The 16,621-nt window shown below is 68.2% G+C and carries 17 protein-coding genes and 1 tRNA gene; all 18 read right to left on the reverse strand.

All coding sequences use genetic code 11. From position 1 onward, the window contains the following. Positions 1–13 precede the first annotated feature (13 nt). Complete coding sequence (locus WEB29_06895) at positions 14–1,150, reverse strand: oligopeptide/dipeptide ABC transporter ATP-binding protein (protein MEX2136671.1); 1,137 nt, start codon at positions 1,148–1,150, stop codon at positions 14–16. Then, entirely contained in the window at positions 1,147–2,202 is a 1,056-nt protein-coding gene (locus tag WEB29_06900) for an ABC transporter ATP-binding protein (GenBank protein ID MEX2136672.1), read from the reverse strand. The genes WEB29_06895 and WEB29_06900 overlap by 4 nt, the downstream gene beginning before the upstream one ends. A 29-nt stretch (positions 2,203–2,231) precedes the next feature. Continuing rightward, entirely contained in the window at positions 2,232–3,224 is a 993-nt protein-coding gene (locus WEB29_06905; GenBank protein ID MEX2136673.1) for an ABC transporter permease, read from the reverse strand. 102 nt (positions 3,225–3,326) lie between these two features. Beyond that, entirely contained in the window at positions 3,327–5,099 is a 1,773-nt protein-coding gene (locus WEB29_06910; protein ID MEX2136674.1) for an ABC transporter substrate-binding protein, read from the reverse strand. 163 nt (positions 5,100–5,262) lie between these two features. After that, positions 5,263–6,240: an ABC transporter permease gene (locus WEB29_06915; protein MEX2136675.1), complete on the reverse strand. Its 978-nt coding sequence runs from the start codon at positions 6,238–6,240 to the stop codon at positions 5,263–5,265. A 171-nt stretch (positions 6,241–6,411) separates the two neighbouring features. Next, positions 6,412–6,972, reverse strand: coding sequence for a hypothetical protein (locus WEB29_06920; GenBank protein MEX2136676.1), 561 nt, complete (start codon positions 6,970–6,972; stop codon positions 6,412–6,414). Continuing rightward, complete coding sequence (locus WEB29_06925; protein ID MEX2136677.1) at positions 6,962–7,513, reverse strand: RNA polymerase sigma factor; 552 nt, start codon at positions 7,511–7,513, stop codon at positions 6,962–6,964. The genes WEB29_06920 and WEB29_06925 overlap by 11 nt, the downstream gene beginning before the upstream one ends. A 72-nt stretch (positions 7,514–7,585) precedes the next feature. Continuing rightward, positions 7,586–9,205: an aminomethyl-transferring glycine dehydrogenase subunit GcvPB gene (gene gcvPB / locus WEB29_06930; GenBank protein MEX2136678.1), complete on the reverse strand. Its 1,620-nt coding sequence runs from the start codon at positions 9,203–9,205 to the stop codon at positions 7,586–7,588. A 2-nt stretch (positions 9,206–9,207) separates the two neighbouring features. Further along, complete coding sequence (gcvPA, locus tag WEB29_06935) at positions 9,208–10,551, reverse strand: aminomethyl-transferring glycine dehydrogenase subunit GcvPA (GenBank protein MEX2136679.1); 1,344 nt, start codon at positions 10,549–10,551, stop codon at positions 9,208–9,210. Further along, entirely contained in the window at positions 10,551–10,937 is a 387-nt protein-coding gene (gene gcvH, locus WEB29_06940) for a glycine cleavage system protein GcvH (GenBank protein ID MEX2136680.1), read from the reverse strand. Before gcvH ends, gcvPA begins: the two co-directional genes overlap by 1 nt. A gap of 31 nt (positions 10,938–10,968) precedes the next feature. After that, positions 10,969–12,093 carry a glycine cleavage system aminomethyltransferase GcvT gene (gcvT, locus tag WEB29_06945; protein MEX2136681.1) on the reverse strand — a complete coding sequence of 375 codons (1,125 nt, stop codon included), beginning with the start codon at positions 12,091–12,093 and terminating at the stop codon, positions 10,969–10,971. Next, entirely contained in the window at positions 12,090–12,560 is a 471-nt protein-coding gene (locus WEB29_06950; protein ID MEX2136682.1) for an NUDIX hydrolase, read from the reverse strand. The genes gcvT and WEB29_06950 overlap by 4 nt, the downstream gene beginning before the upstream one ends. A gap of 8 nt (positions 12,561–12,568) precedes the next feature. After that, positions 12,569–12,838 (reverse strand): hypothetical protein, encoded by a 270-nt coding sequence (locus tag WEB29_06955; GenBank protein ID MEX2136683.1) that lies wholly within the window; start codon positions 12,836–12,838, stop codon positions 12,569–12,571. 52 nt (positions 12,839–12,890) lie between these two features. Further along, complete coding sequence (locus WEB29_06960; protein ID MEX2136684.1) at positions 12,891–14,108, reverse strand: glycosyltransferase; 1,218 nt, start codon at positions 14,106–14,108, stop codon at positions 12,891–12,893. Then, on the reverse strand, positions 14,105–15,403 hold the full coding sequence (locus WEB29_06965) for an MFS transporter (protein MEX2136685.1): 1,299 nt from the start codon (positions 15,401–15,403) through the stop codon (positions 14,105–14,107). The genes WEB29_06960 and WEB29_06965 overlap by 4 nt, the downstream gene beginning before the upstream one ends. A gap of 23 nt (positions 15,404–15,426) precedes the next feature. Further along, positions 15,427–15,504, reverse strand: a tRNA-Val gene (locus WEB29_06970). Positions 15,505–15,543: 39 nt separating this feature from the next. Next, a complete protein-coding gene (locus tag WEB29_06975) occupies positions 15,544–15,801 on the reverse strand; it encodes a YggT family protein (protein ID MEX2136686.1) in 258 nt (85 codons plus the stop codon). Between the two features lie 27 nt (positions 15,802–15,828). Next, positions 15,829–16,617, reverse strand: a complete 789-nt coding sequence (locus tag WEB29_06980) for a YggS family pyridoxal phosphate-dependent enzyme (protein ID MEX2136687.1) — start codon at positions 16,615–16,617, stop codon at positions 15,829–15,831. Positions 16,618–16,621: the final 4 nt, after the last annotated feature.

Raw genomic sequence — 16,621 nt, forward strand, 5'->3', positions numbered from 1 at the left:
GGCGCGCCAGGACTCAGGCGCGGGGCTCGTTCAGGCTGACGCCCTCTGCCGCTTCCTTGGCCGCCTCTTCCTGGGAGACCACCTCGACATCGGGCGTCGCCTCCTGCGGGGCGTCGGCAGCGACCGCCTGGACTTCGACCCTGGCCGGCAGCTCTTCGACCGAGATCGGGAAGTGGCAGGCAACGTGGTGGCCCGGTGCCAGCTCGACGAGCGGCGGCACTTCGACCGCACAGCGCTCCTGCGCCTGGAAGCAGCGAGTTCGGAAGACGCAGCCACTCGGCGGATCGATCGGACTCGGCAGGTCGCCGTGCAGCACGATCCGGGACTTGCGGTGCGCCTGGCGCTTCGGGTCGGGGATCGGCACGGCCGAGAGCAGGGAGTGCGTGTACGGGTGAAGCGGCCTCGAGTAGATCAGCTCTCGCGGCGCGGTCTCCATGATCTTGCCGAGGTACATCACGGCGACTCGGTGCGAGATCTGCCGCACAACCGCGAGGTCGTGGGCGACGAACAGGTACGCGATCCCGAACTCTCGCTGGAGGTCCCGCAGGAGGTTGAGGATCTGGGCCTGGATCGAGACATCGAGCGCCGAGACCGGCTCGTCGCAGACGATCAGCTTCGGCTGCAGCGCAATCGCCCTCGCAATCCCGATCCGCTGGCGTTGCCCACCGGAGAACTCGTTCGGGTAGCGGTTGTAGTGCTCCGGATTCAGGCCGACCCGCTCCATCAGCTCGAGGACTGCCTGCTTGATCCCGCCCGGAGGCGTCACCTTCTGGACCCGGAAAGGGGCGCTGATGATCGCGCCGACGGTGTGGCGCGGGTTCAGGGCGTTGTACGGGTCCTGGAAGATCATCTGCGCCTTGCGCCGGATCGGCATGAGCTTGCCCGAGGAGAGATTCGTGATCTCCTGGCCCTCGATCTTGACGCTGCCACCCGTCGGGCGGACCAGCATCAGGATCGACCTGGCCGCGGTCGTCTTCCCCGAGCCGCTCTCGCCGACGAGCCCGAGGGTCTCGCCCGAGTCGAGGCTCAGGCTCACGCCGTCGACGGCCTTCACCGCACCGATGGTGCGCGAGATGAGACCACGTGACTTGACCGGGAAGTAGGTCCGGAGATCGGTGACATCCAGGACATCGTTGCCTGGGGTCGTCACTGGGGGCCTCCAGCCAGGATCTGCTTCACGTCCCGCGCGATCTGCTTGCGCTCTTCGACCTTCAGGTGACAGCGGACCCAGTGATCAGGGTCAGACTCCAGGAGCTCGGGCCGAACGGTGAGACAGGCCTCGCCGGGGACACGCTGCCAGTAGTCACAGCGTGGCTGGAAGACGCAGCCTTTCGGGAGCCTGATGGGCGATGGCGGGTTGCCGCGAATCGGGTCGAGCCGCTCCGGCAGCTTCTGATCCATGCGGGGAACAGAGGAGAGGAGCCCCAGCGTGTAGGGCATCTCCGGCAGATCGTAGAGCGTGGCGGTCGAGGCCAGCTCGACGATCCGGCCGCCGTACATCACCGCCACGTCGTCGGCAACGTCGGCCACGATCCCGAGGTCATGGGTGATCAGGATGACGGTCGTCCCGAATTCGCTCTGCAGGCGCGCGATCAGCTCGAGGATCTGCGCCTGGACGGTGACGTCAAGTGCCGTGGTCGGCTCGTCGGCGATCAAGAGCTGCGGAGAGTTGATCAGTGCCATGGCGATCATGACGCGCTGACGCATCCCGCCCGAGAGCTGGTGCGGATACGCGTCGATGCGCCGCTCGGCCGCCGGGATCCCCACGTGCTGCAGCATCTCCAGCACCTCGCGACGGGCCGCCGCCTTTCCCATCGACCGGTGGGCACGGATCGCCTCGACGATCTGGTCACCGATTCGATAGAAGGGATGGAGGCTCGACATCGGATCCTGGAAGATCATGGCCATCTCGGAGCCCATCAGCTCCTGGACCTCGCCCTGCGGCAGGTGGAGGAGCTCCTGTCCGTCGAGCCAGATCTCGCCGGTGACCTTTGCGGACTTCCGGTTGACGAGGCCCATGACCGCCTGGGCGGTGACGCTCTTTCCTGAGCCTGACTCGCCCACGATGGCGAGCGTCTTGCCGCGCTCCACGGAGAGCGAGACGCCGTCGACGGCCTGGACCAGGCCGTCCTCGGTGGGGAAGGCAACGTGCAGGTCGTTCACGGAGAGGAACGGCCGGTCGAGGGAGGGGGCTGTCGGCATGCCGCCGACCGGGATTTCGCTGGTCGCCGTCATGTGACCCGCACCCGCGGGTCGACCACGGCGTAGAGCAGATCGACGACCAGGTTCGCGAAGATGATGATCGAAGCCGTCAGGATCGTGATCCCGGTGATCAGTGGCAGGTCTGAATCGATGATCGAATTGACCGCGAGCGCGCCGAGCCCGGGGAGGCTGAAGATGTTCTCCGAGATGATGGCGCCACCCAGCAGACCGGCGAGGTCAAGCCCGGCCGCCGTGACGATTGGCGTTAACCCCGCTCGCAGGGCGTGCTTGACCACGACCACGCGCTCTGGCAGGCCCTTGGCGCGGGCGGTCCTGACGTAGTCGTCACTGAGGACCTCGAGCACCTGGTTGCGGGTGAGACGGATGTAGAACGCTGCGTACAGGGTCGCCAGGAGGATCCAGGGCAGGATCATCGTCTGGAAGAACTGGAACGGGTTCTCCCACGGCGGTACGTACGAGGGGAATGGCAGGAACTGCCATTTGATGATGACGAAGAAGACCAGGAGGAGCCCGAGGAAGAACGACGGCATGGAGTAGCCGATCAGCGAGATCCCCATGATCAGCCGGTCGCCCAACCGTCCGCGATTGAGGGCCGCAAAGATGCCCAGCGTCAGTCCGACGAAGATCCAGATGACGAACGCCCCGATCGCGAGGAAGAAGGTGACTGGCGCCGAGCGCGCGATCAGCGACATGACCTGCTCCTGCCGGTTGAACGAGTAGCCGAGACAGGGGGCGTCGCATTTGATCGGCTCGGGCGAGTCGGCGGAGAAGGTGCGGCCGACGAAGATCCCCGACACGAACTTGACGTACTGGGTCAGGGGCGGCTCGTCGAGCCCGAGGCGATGTCGGTTGGCCTCAATGATGGCCGGGGTGCAGGCCTTCCCGCATGTGAGCCGAGCCGGGTCGCCCGGCAGGATGCTGAAGAGCAGGAAGACGCTGACGCTGAGGAGGAAGAGGAGCATGAGCATCAAGAGGACGCGGCGAACCAAGTATGCGAACACCCTGCATGCCCTCCGTCACCGAAAGGTTGCGTCCCCGGGGGAGCGGCATCGCCACTCCCCCGGGGACCTGAACGCTAGTTCCTAACTGACGCTACGTCCGACCTACTGGGTGACTGACATGTCACCGTACGGCCAGGAGCCGTATGGACCCCAGAGGTAGACCCCGTCGGAATTGATGCTCGTTCCGGCGAGACGCTGGGTCAACTCGAAGAAGGTGGGGATCACGTAGACGTTCTCCATGGCCTTCTTGTTGAGCGCCTGCCAGAGCGCGCTCTGCGCCGTGCGATCGGTCTCGGCGATGGCCACATCAACCTCCGCGTTGAAGGCTGCGTCGTCCACCTGGGAGAGGTCCCAGCCACCCTTCTGGGTGAAGAGCGGTGGGATGACGGTCGAGGCGTTCGGCCAGTCAGCTCCCCAGCCACCGGTTCCGAAGTCGCCGGCCTTCAAGGGGTCGAAGACGATGCTGTAGTACTTGCCGCGCTCGAGCGGGGCAGGCGTCACGGTGAAGCCAGCCAGCCCCAGCGAGGAGATGACGATTGCAGCGTTCTTCTGACCTGTCGGGGTATCGGCGAAGTTGAAGGTAAGCGCCGGGGCCGCCTCGCCAGATTCGGCGATCAACGACTTCGCCAGCTCCGGGTCACCGTTATCCGGGACGGCTGCCCCGAACATGTCGGTCCACATCCCGCTCTCTGCGTAGTCAGGACCGATGTTCGGCTTGATCACGCCGTCGGCAAAGTCGCCGAGGAAGTCGCCACCGGAGTTCTTCCGGATGGCATCTCGGTCAAGGGCGACGGCCATGGCCTGGCGGTGCTTGACGTTCGGGATCTTCTGGACGTTGACCCAGTAGTACAGGGCGTAGATGTCGTAGCCGCTGACCGCGCGGCCCTCGAACTGAGCCTGCGGAGTCTGCGGGTCCGTGAACACGACGGCGAGGTTCTCAGGCTGGATGCCTTCGCGCTCGATCGCGGTCACGTCATTGCCCGCACTCGTGATGAGCCGCTGGTCGATGACCTTCGGGTCAAGACCGAAGTGGACCTCCCAAGAGTCGGGATACGGGGTGCGGTACTCATCGCTCTCCTGGCTCCAGTTCTCGTTCCGGGAGAGGATCATCTTGCCACCGTTGCCGGTGGTGTAGCTGTCGATCTTGTAGGGACCCGAGGAGACAGGAGGCTTGGCGATGCCATAGGTCTCGCCCGTGTCGGCGGCCTCGGGGACTGGAGCGAACCCGAGCGTGGTCGTGTAGTTGAAGTCTGGATGCGGCCCGCTCAGGTTGAACGTGATCGTGGCTCCGTCACAGACGACGGCCGCATCGAACAGTTCCTGGCCGGTGCCGTCATACGGACCGTAGTACGCCGACAGGAACACCGACTTTGGATCGGCCTCGTCGGTGATCGGGTTGGCGGGAACGTCGAGGTACTGGATCGCGTAGGTCGGACCCTCACTGATGATGTCGTTCGCGAACGTCCGCGAGACGCCGTACTTGACGTCCTCGCAGGTGATCGGCGAGCCATCCTCCCAGGTGATCCCATCACGGAGGGTGAACGACCAGGACGTGGCGTCCGCATTTGGCGTGCCAGTGTCGGTCGCCAGGTCAGGGACGAGTTCCGCGGCTACTACGTCGTCCGGGTCAACCTTGTATGCCACCAGCGCCCGCAGCCACGTCGCTCCGAAGAACGCGAGGTCCTCGCCGGTATAGGCGCGCTGCGGATCGACGCGGTTGAACTCAGCTGATGCACTGAGCATGTAGATCGTGCCGCCGTCCTTGTCGGCCGCTGCCGAGCCGGTTGGCGCGCCACTTTCCGCGCCGGACTCTCCGGGGCTCGTGCCCGGTCCGCAGGCCGCCAGCGTAATTACCGCTGCCAGACTGAGGGCCATGGTACGGAGCACCCGTACGTTTAATCTGACCAATGTTTCATCCTCCAACGAGTTGGGCCCGGGGAGGTCCCGGCGCAAGTTGATGCGTGATCATACACGCTGACGCGCTGCGACTGCGAAATCGCCGGCGGCTCCTACCTCGCCGGCAGCTGGCATCGCGAACTCAGTGAATAGCCTTTGGATCGAGTGCGTCCCGGAGCGAGTCGCCCAAAAGGTTGAACGAGACGACCAGGATGACGAGTGCTGTGCCCGGGATGAACAGATACGTCGGGACGACGTTGAAGTAGCTCACCGAGTTGGCCAGCATCGCGCCGAACGTGGTCTCGGGCGGGAGCACGCCAACGCCCAGGAAGGAGAGGGCGGCCTCGGTGCCGATGTACGCCGGCAGCGTGAGGGTCGCATACACCAGGATCGGCGCCCACAGGTTCGGGAGGATCTCGGTGAACAGGATTCTGCGCTTGCTCGACCCCATCGCGACTGCCGATTCCACGAACTCGCGCTCGCGCAGGCTGAGCACCTGCCCGCGCACGATCCGGGCGAGGTACGGCCAGCCGAACACGCTCAGCACGAGGATGAGGTAGAGGATCCGCGATGGGTTGCCTTCGGGGACTCCCAGTTCGGTGAGCCGCTGGGTGAGGACTCCTGAGAGCGCCAGGACGATCAGCAGGAACGGAAAGGCGAGGACGAGGTCCATAAAACGCCCGATGATGGTGTCGGTCCAGCCACCGGTGTAGCCGGCGACGATGCCGACGGTGGTCCCGATCGCGACCGTCATCAACGTGGCGCTGGTCGCGATCACAAGCGAGATCCGAAGTCCGAACAGAAGCTGGGCCATGATGTCTCGCCCAGTCCCCCACTCGACCCCGAGGGGGTGCGCGGCACTGATGCCGCCCCAGTCCAGGACGGGCTTACCACCGGAGTCGCTGATCGCAGCGCCGTCGAATTTGTACGGGTCGATGCCCACGAAGCCGCTGACGACCGGACCGAAGATCCCTATCAGATAGAACACAATCAGGACGATCAGGCAGATCATCGCAATACGGTCGCGACGGAGACGCGCCCAGATGATCTGGCGCAGGCTTCGGCCGCCCGTGAGGGCCGCGCTCTGGAAGCCGGCAGCCGTGTCCTGAACCGCGGTCATGCGGGGAGAGTATCCCTCCTGTGACGGCTATCGAGACGAATCCGTTGGTGGCTCGCGCGCATCTTCGTGCGCACGCCACGATTCGGTCAAGTGGGTCCTTGATCGCGCCCACTACGCCTCATATGTATTACTCCCCTGCAGCCGGCGAGGTTCACTTCTCGAGTCCCACGGTCACCGCATCCCTGCGGGGATCGGCAGCTCGCCATTGAGCAGTGCAGCCTCATCCGCCTTATGCGTCTGCATGGGCCAGCCCGGCAGCGGGGGGTACGTCTGGGGCGCCACGTACGTGCTCGAGTGCGCCGGCGTCCAGGCTCTGGCTTCCTCGGCGGGCGGGACAACCCGCCTGGCGGCAGAGGCGACGAGAGGTGACTGGGTAACGGGGAGGAGCGTGGTCTGCGGAGTGGTGGCAACCGCGAACATCATGATGCCGGCGGCAGCGGCGGCGGACACCATGCCTCTCCAGTGCGCTACGCGGACCGTCCAGGGCGGCACCGGGCGGTCAACGGTCCGACTGCGCACCAGCCCCCAACTGGCTGCAGACTGAGCGCCGCCCACCACCCGCTCTCGCAACGCACGACGCAGGTTCTCGACCAACTCGCGGTCGATGCCCAACTCCCGGCGACAGTCCGCGCAGGATTCCAGGTGGGCCAGATGCGGCCCAGAGCGAGACCCGAGCTCTTCGCCGAGGGCGAAGTACTCCAGCAGCTCGCTTCGTGCCCGGCTACAGCTCACTGACCGACACCTGTGCACCGGCTGGCGCGCGCCGCTCCTCCGGGAGCCGCGACCGCAGGGCCTTGAGCGCGTAATGCACGCGCGACTTCATGGTGCCCACGTTGCAGCCCGCTATCTCGGCCGATTCGGCGAGCGAGTACCCATGCAGGTAGTAGAGGATGACGGCGGTCTGCTGCTTGGGGGGCAGCGCGTCGATGGCGCGCTGGAGCACCTCGATGATCTCACGCGACTCGACCACCTGGTCCGGTCGCGAGGTCAGGTCGGCCACCAGGTTGCTGATGAGCGCGGTGATCGGCTCCATGATCAGCCTGCGGCGGGCGATACGTGTGTAGCACAGGTTGGTGGCGACGCGATGGAGCCACGGCAGCGGAGAACGATCGGTTCGCAGCCGATGCCTGGCGCGGTAGGCCTTGACGAAGCAGTCCTGCAGGATCTCCTCGGCCAGGAAGGGGTCGCGGGTGATCGCCAGCGCGGTGATGTAGACCGGCCGCTGATAGGTTGTGAAGAACTCTTGGAACGCGTCGGGATCCCCCGACCTCATGCGCGCGACAAGTCCGTCCGGCTGCTCCGTGACCACGTCTACCCCGTTTCGATGCGCCGCTGGTGCGGAATCCTACCCCTTTCCCGTGGCGAAGTCGTGCCGCAGATCGGGGCGGCGCGCCGCGGCAGCCTCGTCGAGGCGACCGACCGGCGTGGTCCGTGGCGCCTGCTTGAGCTCGTCCGGCGCTGTCTCGGCCAATGCGGCGATGCCGTGCATGATCTCGACGAATTCGTCGAGCGTCTCGAGCGACTCGGTCTCGGTCGGCTCGATCATGAGCGCCTCCTCCACGATCAACGGGAAGTAGATCGTTGGCGGGTGAATGCGGTGATCGAGGATGGCCTTGGCGATGTCCAGCGTGCTGATCCCGTGCTGCCGCTTCTGCCGTCGCCCGGAGAAGACCACCTCGTGCTTGCAGATGCGGTCGTAGGGCAGGTCGAAGGCATCGGCCAGTCGAACGCGCAGGTAGTTGGCGGCGAGGACCGCGTCGTTGCTCACCTCGCGCAGGCCGTCACCGCCGTTGCTGCGGATATAGGTGTAGGCGCGCACGAACATGCCGAAGTTGCCGGTGAAGGCGCGCACCTTGCCGATGCTCGTCGGCCTCTCCGCAGCCTCCTCCAGGGCGAAGCGTGCCCCGGGTGTCGGACGGCCCGACCAGGCATTGCGACGAACCTGCTCGGCGTCGCCTGCGACCAGCAGCGGCAGCGGCGTCGGCAGGAACGGTGCCAGCCGCTCGCTGACGCCGACCGGTCCCGCCCCCGGGCCGCCTCCGCCGTGCGGCGTCGAGAAGGTCTTGTGCAGGTTGAAGTGCATCACGTCGAAGCCCGCCTCGCCGGGGCGGAAGCGGCCGAGGATGGCGTTCAGGTTGGCCCCGTCCATGTAGGCGATGGCGCCGGCCTGCTGGACCGCCGCCACAACCTGGTCGATCTGGTCCTCGAAGATGCCAAGGGTGGAGGGGTTGGTGATCATCAGCGCCGCGGTGTCCGGGCCGAGCGCCGCGCGAAGCGCTTCGAGGTCGATCCCGCCGCGCGGGTTGGACGGGATCGTGACGGCCGTGTAGCCGACCATCGTGGCGGTCGCCGGATTCGTCCCATGCGAGCTGTCGGGAACGAGCACCTTGGTGCGCTGCTCGCCCTCCCCATTCGACCGATGGTAGGCGCGCGCCATCAGTAGCCCGGTCAGCTCGCCGTGAGCGCCGGCCGCGGGCTGCAGGCTGATGGCCGCGAACCCGCTGATCTCCTTCAGCAGCTCGGCCAGCAGCCACTCCAGCTCGAGGCTGCCCTGGGCCAGCGCATCGGGATCCAGCGGATGCGAATCCGCCAGACCCGGAAGGTGGGCCGCCCATTCGTTGACCTTGGGGTTGTACTTCATCGTGCACGAGCCGAGCGGATAGAAGCCCAGCTCGATGGCGTGGTTCAGGTGGCTGAGCCGATTGAAATGGCGCAGCAGGTCGAGCTCGGCAACCTCCGGCAGGCGGGGTGCCGTCAGGCGCGCCGCTGCCTCCGGGATCGCTGGCTGCCCACTGGCGGCGGCCCGCGCCGTGTTCGACGGGGACGGGTAGCGGACTGCACGGCGGCCGGGTTGCGAGGCGTGAAAGATGAGCGGCTCGATGACGGTCAGCTCGTCCCCGGCCTCGGGCGAGGTGAAGGCCGCGCCGCGACCCGAGGCGTCGCCGGTTGCCGGTCGCTCGAGCACGCTCACCGGGTGGACCCCAGGCCCTCGACAAGTGCCTCGACATCGGCGTCGGTGGTGAGCTCGGTGGCGGCCAGCAGGAGCGTGTCCGCCAGCTCGGGGTAGTCGGACCCGAGGAGGTGGCCAGCGACGATCCCCTGCTCCGCCAGCGCCTCGTGCCGGCGGGCGGCGTCGGGAACGCGGATCGCCACTTCCGCGAAGTACGGGGCACTGAAGCGACGCTGGCCGAGGCCGGCCGACTCGATCGCTGCTGCGACATGGCGAGCCTGGGTCGCGGACATGTCGGCCACCTCGCGGAGCCCCTCCGGGCCCACTGCCGACAGGTATGTCGCGGCGGCGAGTGCGCAGAGCGCCTGGTTGGTGCAGATGTTGCTGGCCGCCTTCTCGCGGCGGATGTGCTGCTCGCGGGCCTGCAGGGTCATTACGTAGCCCTTGCGTCCCTGCCCGTCGCGGGTTGCGCCGACCAGGCGGCCGGGCATCTGCCGTACCGACTTCATCCGCGCTGCCATGAGTCCGACGTACGGTCCCCCGTACGAGGGCGGGATGCCCAGCGGCTGGCCCTCGGCGGCCACGATATCGGCCCCGTAGGATCCGGGAGCGGCGAGCAGCGCAAGCGAGGTCGGCTCCACCACCGCCACCATCAGCGCGCCGACCGCATGCGCCGCGTCGGCCAGCTCGGCCATCGGCTCGATCCCGCCGAACATGTTCGGCTGCTGGGCGATCAGGCAGGCGCAGTCGTCGGCCAGCGCGCCGGCGGCCGCGTCAAGGGCCGTCAGGCCGGTCCCGCCCTCCGATGTGTCGGCGGGAACCTCAACGATCTCGATCCCCGGTCCGGCGCAGTAGGTGGCGAGCACGCGACGAACCTGCGGGTTCACGGCTGTCGAGACGGCGACCCGGTGGCGACCGGCCAGGCGGCAGGCCATCAGCGCCGCCTCGGCCGTCGCAGTCGCCCCGTCATAGTGCGAGGCGGTCGCGACCTCCATTTCGGTCAGCTCGCAGATCAGCGACTGGAACTCATAGATGCTCTGCAGGGTCCCCTGGCTGACCTCTGGCTGGTACGGCGTGTACGAAGTCGAGAACTCGGCGCGACCGATCACCTCGTTGACCACCGCGGGGATCAGGTGGCGGTAGACGCCGGCACCCAGGAAGCTGACGCGCGGTATCCGGTTCTGCCCGGCGAGGCGAGCAAGCTCGGCCCGGACCTCCTGCTCGGCGAGCGGTGCGGGCAGCTCGAAGCGGGTGGCGCGAACGCCCGCCGGGATGTCGGCGAAGAGGTCGTCGACAGACTCGACCCCGATCGCCGCGAGCATCCGGGCGCGGTCGGCGGCGGTGTGCGGGGAGTAGGACATCAGCCGGCGGTGAGCTCCGCATAGCCGGCCGCATCCAGGAGCTTGTCCATCTCGGCGGGGTCGGCCAGCGTGACCTTCGCGATCCAGCCGGTCCCGAACGGATCAGTGTTGAGCAGCTCGGGGCTGGTGCGCAGGTCACCGTTGACCTCGGCCACGTCGCCCGAGACGGGGGCGAACAGGTCGCTCACCGCCTTGACGCTCTCGACCACGCCGAAACTGGCGAACTGGGCGAGGCGTGCCCCGATCTCCGGCAGCTCGATGTAGACGATGTCCCCCAGCTCGTCGGTGGCGAAGCTGGTGATGCCGATGACGGCGACGGAACCATCGACTTGCACCCATTCGTGCTCACGGGAGTAGCGCCGGTCGTCTGGGGGAGTCGTGGACATCGGGCTCCTTCGGGGGATGCGGCGCTCGCGCTCAGGCGGGATCCGGCTTTGGGCGGCGGTAGAACGGCAACTTTACCTGCTCGGCGGGGTGCGGGCGATCGCGGACGACCACCTCGACCTCGGCGCCCACCGCCGCGTCGGCGGCGGGGAGGTAGGCCATGGCGATCCTCTCGCCGAGCGTCGGCGAGAGCGTCCCGCTCGTCACCACCCCGGACTCCGCCCCATCGACCAGGACCGGATACCCATGGCGGGCGATCGCCTCGTCACGCATCATCAGTCCGACCAACCTGCGCCGCGGTCCGGTCTGCTGTACCGCCGCCAGGGCTGCGCGCCCCACGAACTCGCCCTTCTCCAGCTTGACGACGCGGCCCAGGTTTGCCTCATACGGGTTCACCGATCGGTCGAGCTCGTTTCCGTACAACGGCATCCCGGCCTCGAGTCGAAGCGTATCGCGGCTGCCGAGGCCGCAGGGCCGCAGCCCAAGGTCCGCGCCGGTCGAGATCAACGCGTCCCACAGGCGCTGTGCGCGGCGCGCGGCGCAGAAGAGCTCGAAGCCGTCCTCCCCGGTGTAGCCGGTGCGGGCGACCAGGCACTCGGTGCCGGCGACTCTGCCCGGGACCGAGCGATAGTTGCCCAGCTCCGAGAGATCGAGGTCGGTCAGCCGGCCGAGCAACTCCGCGGCCCGCGGGCCCTGCGGCGCGATCAGGGCGGTCTCGTCCGAGCGGTCGGCCAGGTGCACGTCGAAGTCGCCGTGGGCGCTGAGAGACTCGAGCTGCGCCAGCACGGCGTCGTGGTTCGCGGCGTTGCACACCATCAGGTAGCCGTCGTCGACGCGGTACACGATCACGTCGTCGATGATCCCGCCGTCGGGGGCGCACAGCATCGAGTACTGGGCCTGTCCGGGCTCCAGCAGGCCGGGGTCGCTGACGACGGCGTACCGAGCAAAGGCGAGGGCCTCCGGTCCCGACAGATGGAGCTCGCCCATGTGCGAGAGATCGAAGACGCCGACCGCGCCGCGCACGGTACGGTGCTCGTCGAGAATCGAGGTGTACTGCACCGGCATCTCGTATCCGGCGTAGGGAACCATTCGGGCGGAGAGCGCCAGGTGGCTGGCATGCAGCGGCGTATGGCGCAGGGTCGCGGGCGCCTCGGTCACGACGGCGCCCTGCCGACGGACAGCTCCGCCACTCCAGGACGCGCGGCCAGCAGCTCGGCGGCGCACTGCACGACGGCACGCTCGGTGGCGTGGGTCATCAGCTGCAGCGCCTCGTCGATTTGGAACCAGCCGACCTCGTCGAACTCGTGGTCATGATCCTCGAGGCTGCCGCCGATCGGATGCATCAGGAAGAAGTGGACGGTCTTGTGGAAGCGCGTCCGCCCATGAACGAAGAAGTAGGTGATCGCGCTGATCGGGTCCTCGATCTCGACCAGCAGGCCGGTCTCCTCGCTCGTCTCGCGGATGGCGGTCTCCGCCAGCGTCTCGCCCGCGTCGGGGGTTCCCTTGGGAAGCGCCCACAACGGTGGCTGGCGACGGCGAACGAGAACGATCTCGAGCCGACCGCCCTCGGTGCGGTGGACGACCCCGCCGGCCGACGTGGCTCGAGCGGAACGCAGCGCGGACACCCGCGCCGCTACGCGCGACGGGCGCGCGGTAGCCCGAGCGACAGGAGGGCGCGACGCGGGCTGGCGCGGCCGACGCTGCCCACCGACGGAAACCGGAAGCGGCTCGTCGGTGAACGCAGGGCGGCAATCGTCGGGGCGCGCTGATGCGCGGGCGAGGAGGCGTGGTAGATCAGCGACGGGCTCTGCAGGCCGAGGTTCCGCTTGCGACCGGCGGCGCGGCGCGCTCCGAAGTCGATCGCGGGATGGGAGACGAACCGGGCCGTCAGACTCGCGCGCATGGCTGGCATTGTACGCGGCGCGGCAGCCGGTGCAAGCAATCGGAGACGTACGTCAGCCCGGTTCGGCGAGAAGCTCCCGGTAGAGCGAGACCATGCTGTCAATGCGAGTCGCCACGTCGAAGCGATCGGCTCCGGCCACCGCCGCGTGCGCCAGCATCGAGCGGCGCGCGGGGTCGCGAACCAGACCGCGCAGGGCGGCCGCCAGACGGGTTCGTCGCTCCGCCGCCGGATCGACCGGGACGACCAGCCCGTCGACACCGTCACGCACCGAATCGGTGACCCCGGGGCCGGCGAGGGCAACCACAGGCAGCCCGAGAGCCAGCGCCTCGGACAACACCAGCCCCTGTGTCTCGGTGCGCGATGCCGCCAGAAGAAGGTCCGCGCCCTTGGCCAGCGAGAGCGCCTCGCGCCGCGGCAGCTCACCGGTCAGGTGCACCCGGCCGGCCAGGTCCGACTTCGCGGCTCGCCGGCGGAGCGACGGCTCGGAGGGCCCGCCACCGATCATGAGCAGGCGGATCGCGGGCTCATCGGCGGCGACCTCAGCGAAGGCATCGACGACGAGGTCCACGCTCTTCTCCGGTGCCAGCCGGCCGAGGGACGCCACGACGATCGCGTCAGCTGGCCAACCGGCCGTCGGTCGAGGGTCGACGGTAGGCAGCGCCGCCAGCGCGGCCACCTCCAGGCCGGTCGGGATCGTGCGTACCAGCGGTCGGGACCGCCGGCCGAGGCGATCCGCGATCTCCCCCGCCAGCTCGTTCCCCGGAGCCACGATCGCCGCGCAGCTGCGCCAGTAGCGGCGCAGGTAGGCGTCCATCAGCACGGAGCCGGGCAGGGCCAGCGGGCCAAGGTAATGACGGTAGTCGCCGAAACGGGTGTGATGGGTGAATACGAGCGGCGCGCCGCGCCGGCGGGCCAGCCGTCGTGCCATCAGCCCCGAGGTGAACGGCGACTGGGCATGGACGATCTGCGGCGCGAAGGCCGAGGCGGCCGCGAGTGCCTCGGATGGGACTGGCGTTGGCACCCGGTAGCCGGCCGGTGCCGGACCCGGGACCTGGAACGACGGGAGCCAGGCCACGCGGGGGTCGGGCCCCGAGGCGCCGGCGGTCCCCGGCTCGACGCCCTGGGCAGGCCGTGGCACCACCAGCAGCACCTCGTGCCCCGCGGCGCCCAGCCCCCGGGCGAGTGCCTCGGTCGAGACGGTCACCCCGGAGAGATAGGGCAGGTACGACTCGCCGAAGATCGCGATGCGCAGCGACTGATCGCCGGTCATGGCACCTTCCCGGCCAGCTCCGCGAGCGGGATCTGGCCCCGCTCCGGATCCCGAACGCCCGGAACGAAGAGGAGGACCCCCATCAGCAACGAACCGATCAGCCCGGCCGCGATCATGGTTGGCCCCGGGCCGAGCAGCGCCGCCACCGGGCCGGTCAGCGCGAATGAGACCGGCACGAGGCCGATGGAGACGAGCCAGTCCAGGCTCGACACACGGCCGAGCATCTCACGCGGTACGAGCGTCTGGAGCAACGTGATCCAGATAATCTGACCCACCTCGAAGAGCGCCGCTGTTGCGAAGCCGATGACGAAGGCCTGCCACAGGGAGTTCATGACGCCGTATCCGGCGAAGAGCGCCACGCCACCCGCCCAGACGGCGTACATGACCGTGATGCGTCGCCGGGGGAGGCCCAGCTGCCCGACCGCGAGGGCCGCGGCGATCGAGCCGACGCCGCCGACCGCGAAGATCGCGCCGAGCGCGTCCGGCCCCAGGCCGAGCTCATTCTTCACCAGGAACGGGAGCAGCACCTGGACCGGCCCGGCGAAGACCAGCAGGCTGAACATCGCCGACAGGAGGGTGGCCCAGCACCATGGGTTGCGCCGCACGAAGGCGAGGCCATCCCCCACCTCCGCGATCGTCTGGCGCGGCCCGTGCGCGACGACCTGGCGGGTGGGACGAGTGGTGATGAAGGCGATTGCGGTCGCGGACACCACGAAGCTGGACCCGTCCACCAGGAACGCAATTCCCGGTCCAACACCGGCGATGACGAATCCGCCGATGGCCGGCCCGGCCAGCCGGAACATGAGCGGGCGCACCAGCGCCTGAAAAGCATTGGCCTGCGGCAGCTGCTCCTCGCGGAGGAGGTCAGGGACGATCGCAGTGGAAGCCGGGTTGAAGAAGGCGTCTCCGAGGCCGACGAAGGAAATCAACGCGACCACGTGCCAGATCTCGATCAGGCCCGAGATGGACAGAACACCCAGCATGCCAATCGCCGCGGCCCGCACGCAATCGGCGCCGATCATCATCCAGCGGCGGTCGTATCGGTCCGAGAAGACGCCGCCGAGCAGGACGAAGAGGATCAGCGGCAGCGTCCACGCGACGCCGACGAGCGAGAGCGCGGTCGGCACGTTGCTGATCTCGTACACCTGCCAGGCCAGGGCCACGACGAAGAATCCGTCCCCCAGGAGGGACACGAGCGATCCGGCGGTGAGGAGCGCGAAGTCACGCTCCTGCAGCGGCTCGAGGAGCCGGGTGCGCAGGATTCGGGCGCGCAGAAAGCGAGGGATCAGCGGCATGGATCAGCCCAGGCGGGGAGCAATGGTGGGCGATACTGGATTCGAACCAGTGACCTCACGGATGTGAACCGTGCGCTCTAACCGGGCTGAGCCAATCGCCCACGCGGGGTTCGCCAGTATACCGATGGGCTCCCGAGCCCTCAATCGGCGAGCCGAATGACCAGGCGGAGCAGCAGCCCCAGCACGAGCATCGCGATCAGCGGTGCCCAGTCGAGCCCGCCGCTGGGCGGCACCACCCGTCGAATCGGGGCCAGGATCGGCTCGGTCGCCTGGTAGATGAAGGCGACCAGCCCGCCGCCACCACTCGGGGCGAGCCAGCTGACCACGACCCGGGCGATCACCAGCAGCATCAGGACGCTGATGAGGAGCTCAAAGAAGTTGAGGATAACGAGCGGCATCTCGACTTCGAGGATAGCAGTGCGCGTTCAGGTGAGCCGGGGCCCAAAGATCGCCGTGCCGATCCGGACGAGGGTCGCTCCCTCGGCCACCGCCGCATCAGCGTCCGCGGTCATCCCCATCGACAGCTCGGGGAGGGGGTGGCCGGCCAGCTGCTGCAGCTCGTCGCGCAGTCGTCGCAGCGTGGCGAAGACGCGCCGCGACTCCTCGGGCGGGACGCCGGCCGGCCCGATCGTCATCAACCCCGCCAACCTGACCGCGGTGAGATGGCCGATCGCGGCCGACAGCGCGCCCGGTCGCCGCACCGCCTCGTCGAACCAATCCAGCGCGAAGCCAGCCTTGCTCGTCTCCCCTGTCACGTTGACCTGAAGGAAGGCCATCGGGGCACGAGACTCCTCCGCGGCGATGCGGTCGAGGCGACCCAGCAGGTCAAGCGAATCGACCGAGTGGATGGCGGCGAATGCGCGCACCGCCGGCCGAGCCTTGTTGCCCTGAAGGCGGCCGACGAGGTGCCACTCGGCGTCGGGCGCCGCCGCCAGCTTGGGGATCGCCTCCTGGACCCGGTTCTCACCGAAGCGACTCAGTCCCGCGGCGGTCGCTTCGCGAATGACACCGATCGCGAATCCCTTCGTGACCGCCACCACCCGAACCGCGTCCGAGTCCCGCCCTGCCGCATCGGCCGCGGCGCGCAGTCGTGCGAGCAGCGCCTCGTGGCGGGAGCGGATCAGCTCGACGCTGAGCGCCGGCTCGTCGATCGGCAGCATCGCGAACGGGTGTCGGGGGGATGCGAACGCCCCGGCCGCTCGGCCGGGGCGCATCGGT

The organism is Chloroflexota bacterium (assembly GCA_040902225.1).
GTDB lineage: Bacteria > Chloroflexota > Limnocylindria > QHBO01 > QHBO01 > CF-167.

Excerpts from the sequence above, each read along its gene's own strand:
- WEB29_06915 (MEX2136675.1), bottom strand. The coding sequence starts at position 6,240 with ATGACCGCGGTTCAGGACACGGCTGCCGGCTTCCAGAGCGCGGCCCTC.
- WEB29_06975 (MEX2136686.1), bottom strand. The coding sequence starts at position 15,801 with ATGCCGCTCGTTATCCTCAACTTCTTTGAGCTCCTCATCAGCGTCCTG.
- WEB29_06925 (MEX2136677.1), bottom strand. The coding sequence starts at position 7,513 with ATGAGGTCGGGGGATCCCGACGCGTTCCAAGAGTTCTTCACAACCTAT.
- gcvPA (MEX2136679.1), bottom strand. The coding sequence starts at position 10,551 with ATGTCCTACTCCCCGCACACCGCCGCCGACCGCGCCCGGATGCTCGCG.
- WEB29_06980 (MEX2136687.1), bottom strand. The coding sequence starts at position 16,617 with ATGCGCCCCGGCCGAGCGGCCGGGGCGTTCGCATCCCCCCGACACCCG.
- WEB29_06910 (MEX2136674.1), bottom strand. The coding sequence starts at position 5,099 with ATGGCCCTCAGTCTGGCAGCGGTAATTACGCTGGCGGCCTGCGGACCG.
- WEB29_06965 (MEX2136685.1), bottom strand. The coding sequence starts at position 15,403 with ATGCCGCTGATCCCTCGCTTTCTGCGCGCCCGAATCCTGCGCACCCGG.
- WEB29_06955 (MEX2136683.1), bottom strand. The coding sequence starts at position 12,838 with ATGCGCGCGAGTCTGACGGCCCGGTTCGTCTCCCATCCCGCGATCGAC.
- gcvH (MEX2136680.1), bottom strand. The coding sequence starts at position 10,937 with ATGTCCACGACTCCCCCAGACGACCGGCGCTACTCCCGTGAGCACGAA.
- WEB29_06900 (MEX2136672.1), bottom strand. The coding sequence starts at position 2,202 with ATGCCGACAGCCCCCTCCCTCGACCGGCCGTTCCTCTCCGTGAACGAC.
- WEB29_06960 (MEX2136684.1), bottom strand. The coding sequence starts at position 14,108 with ATGACCGGCGATCAGTCGCTGCGCATCGCGATCTTCGGCGAGTCGTAC.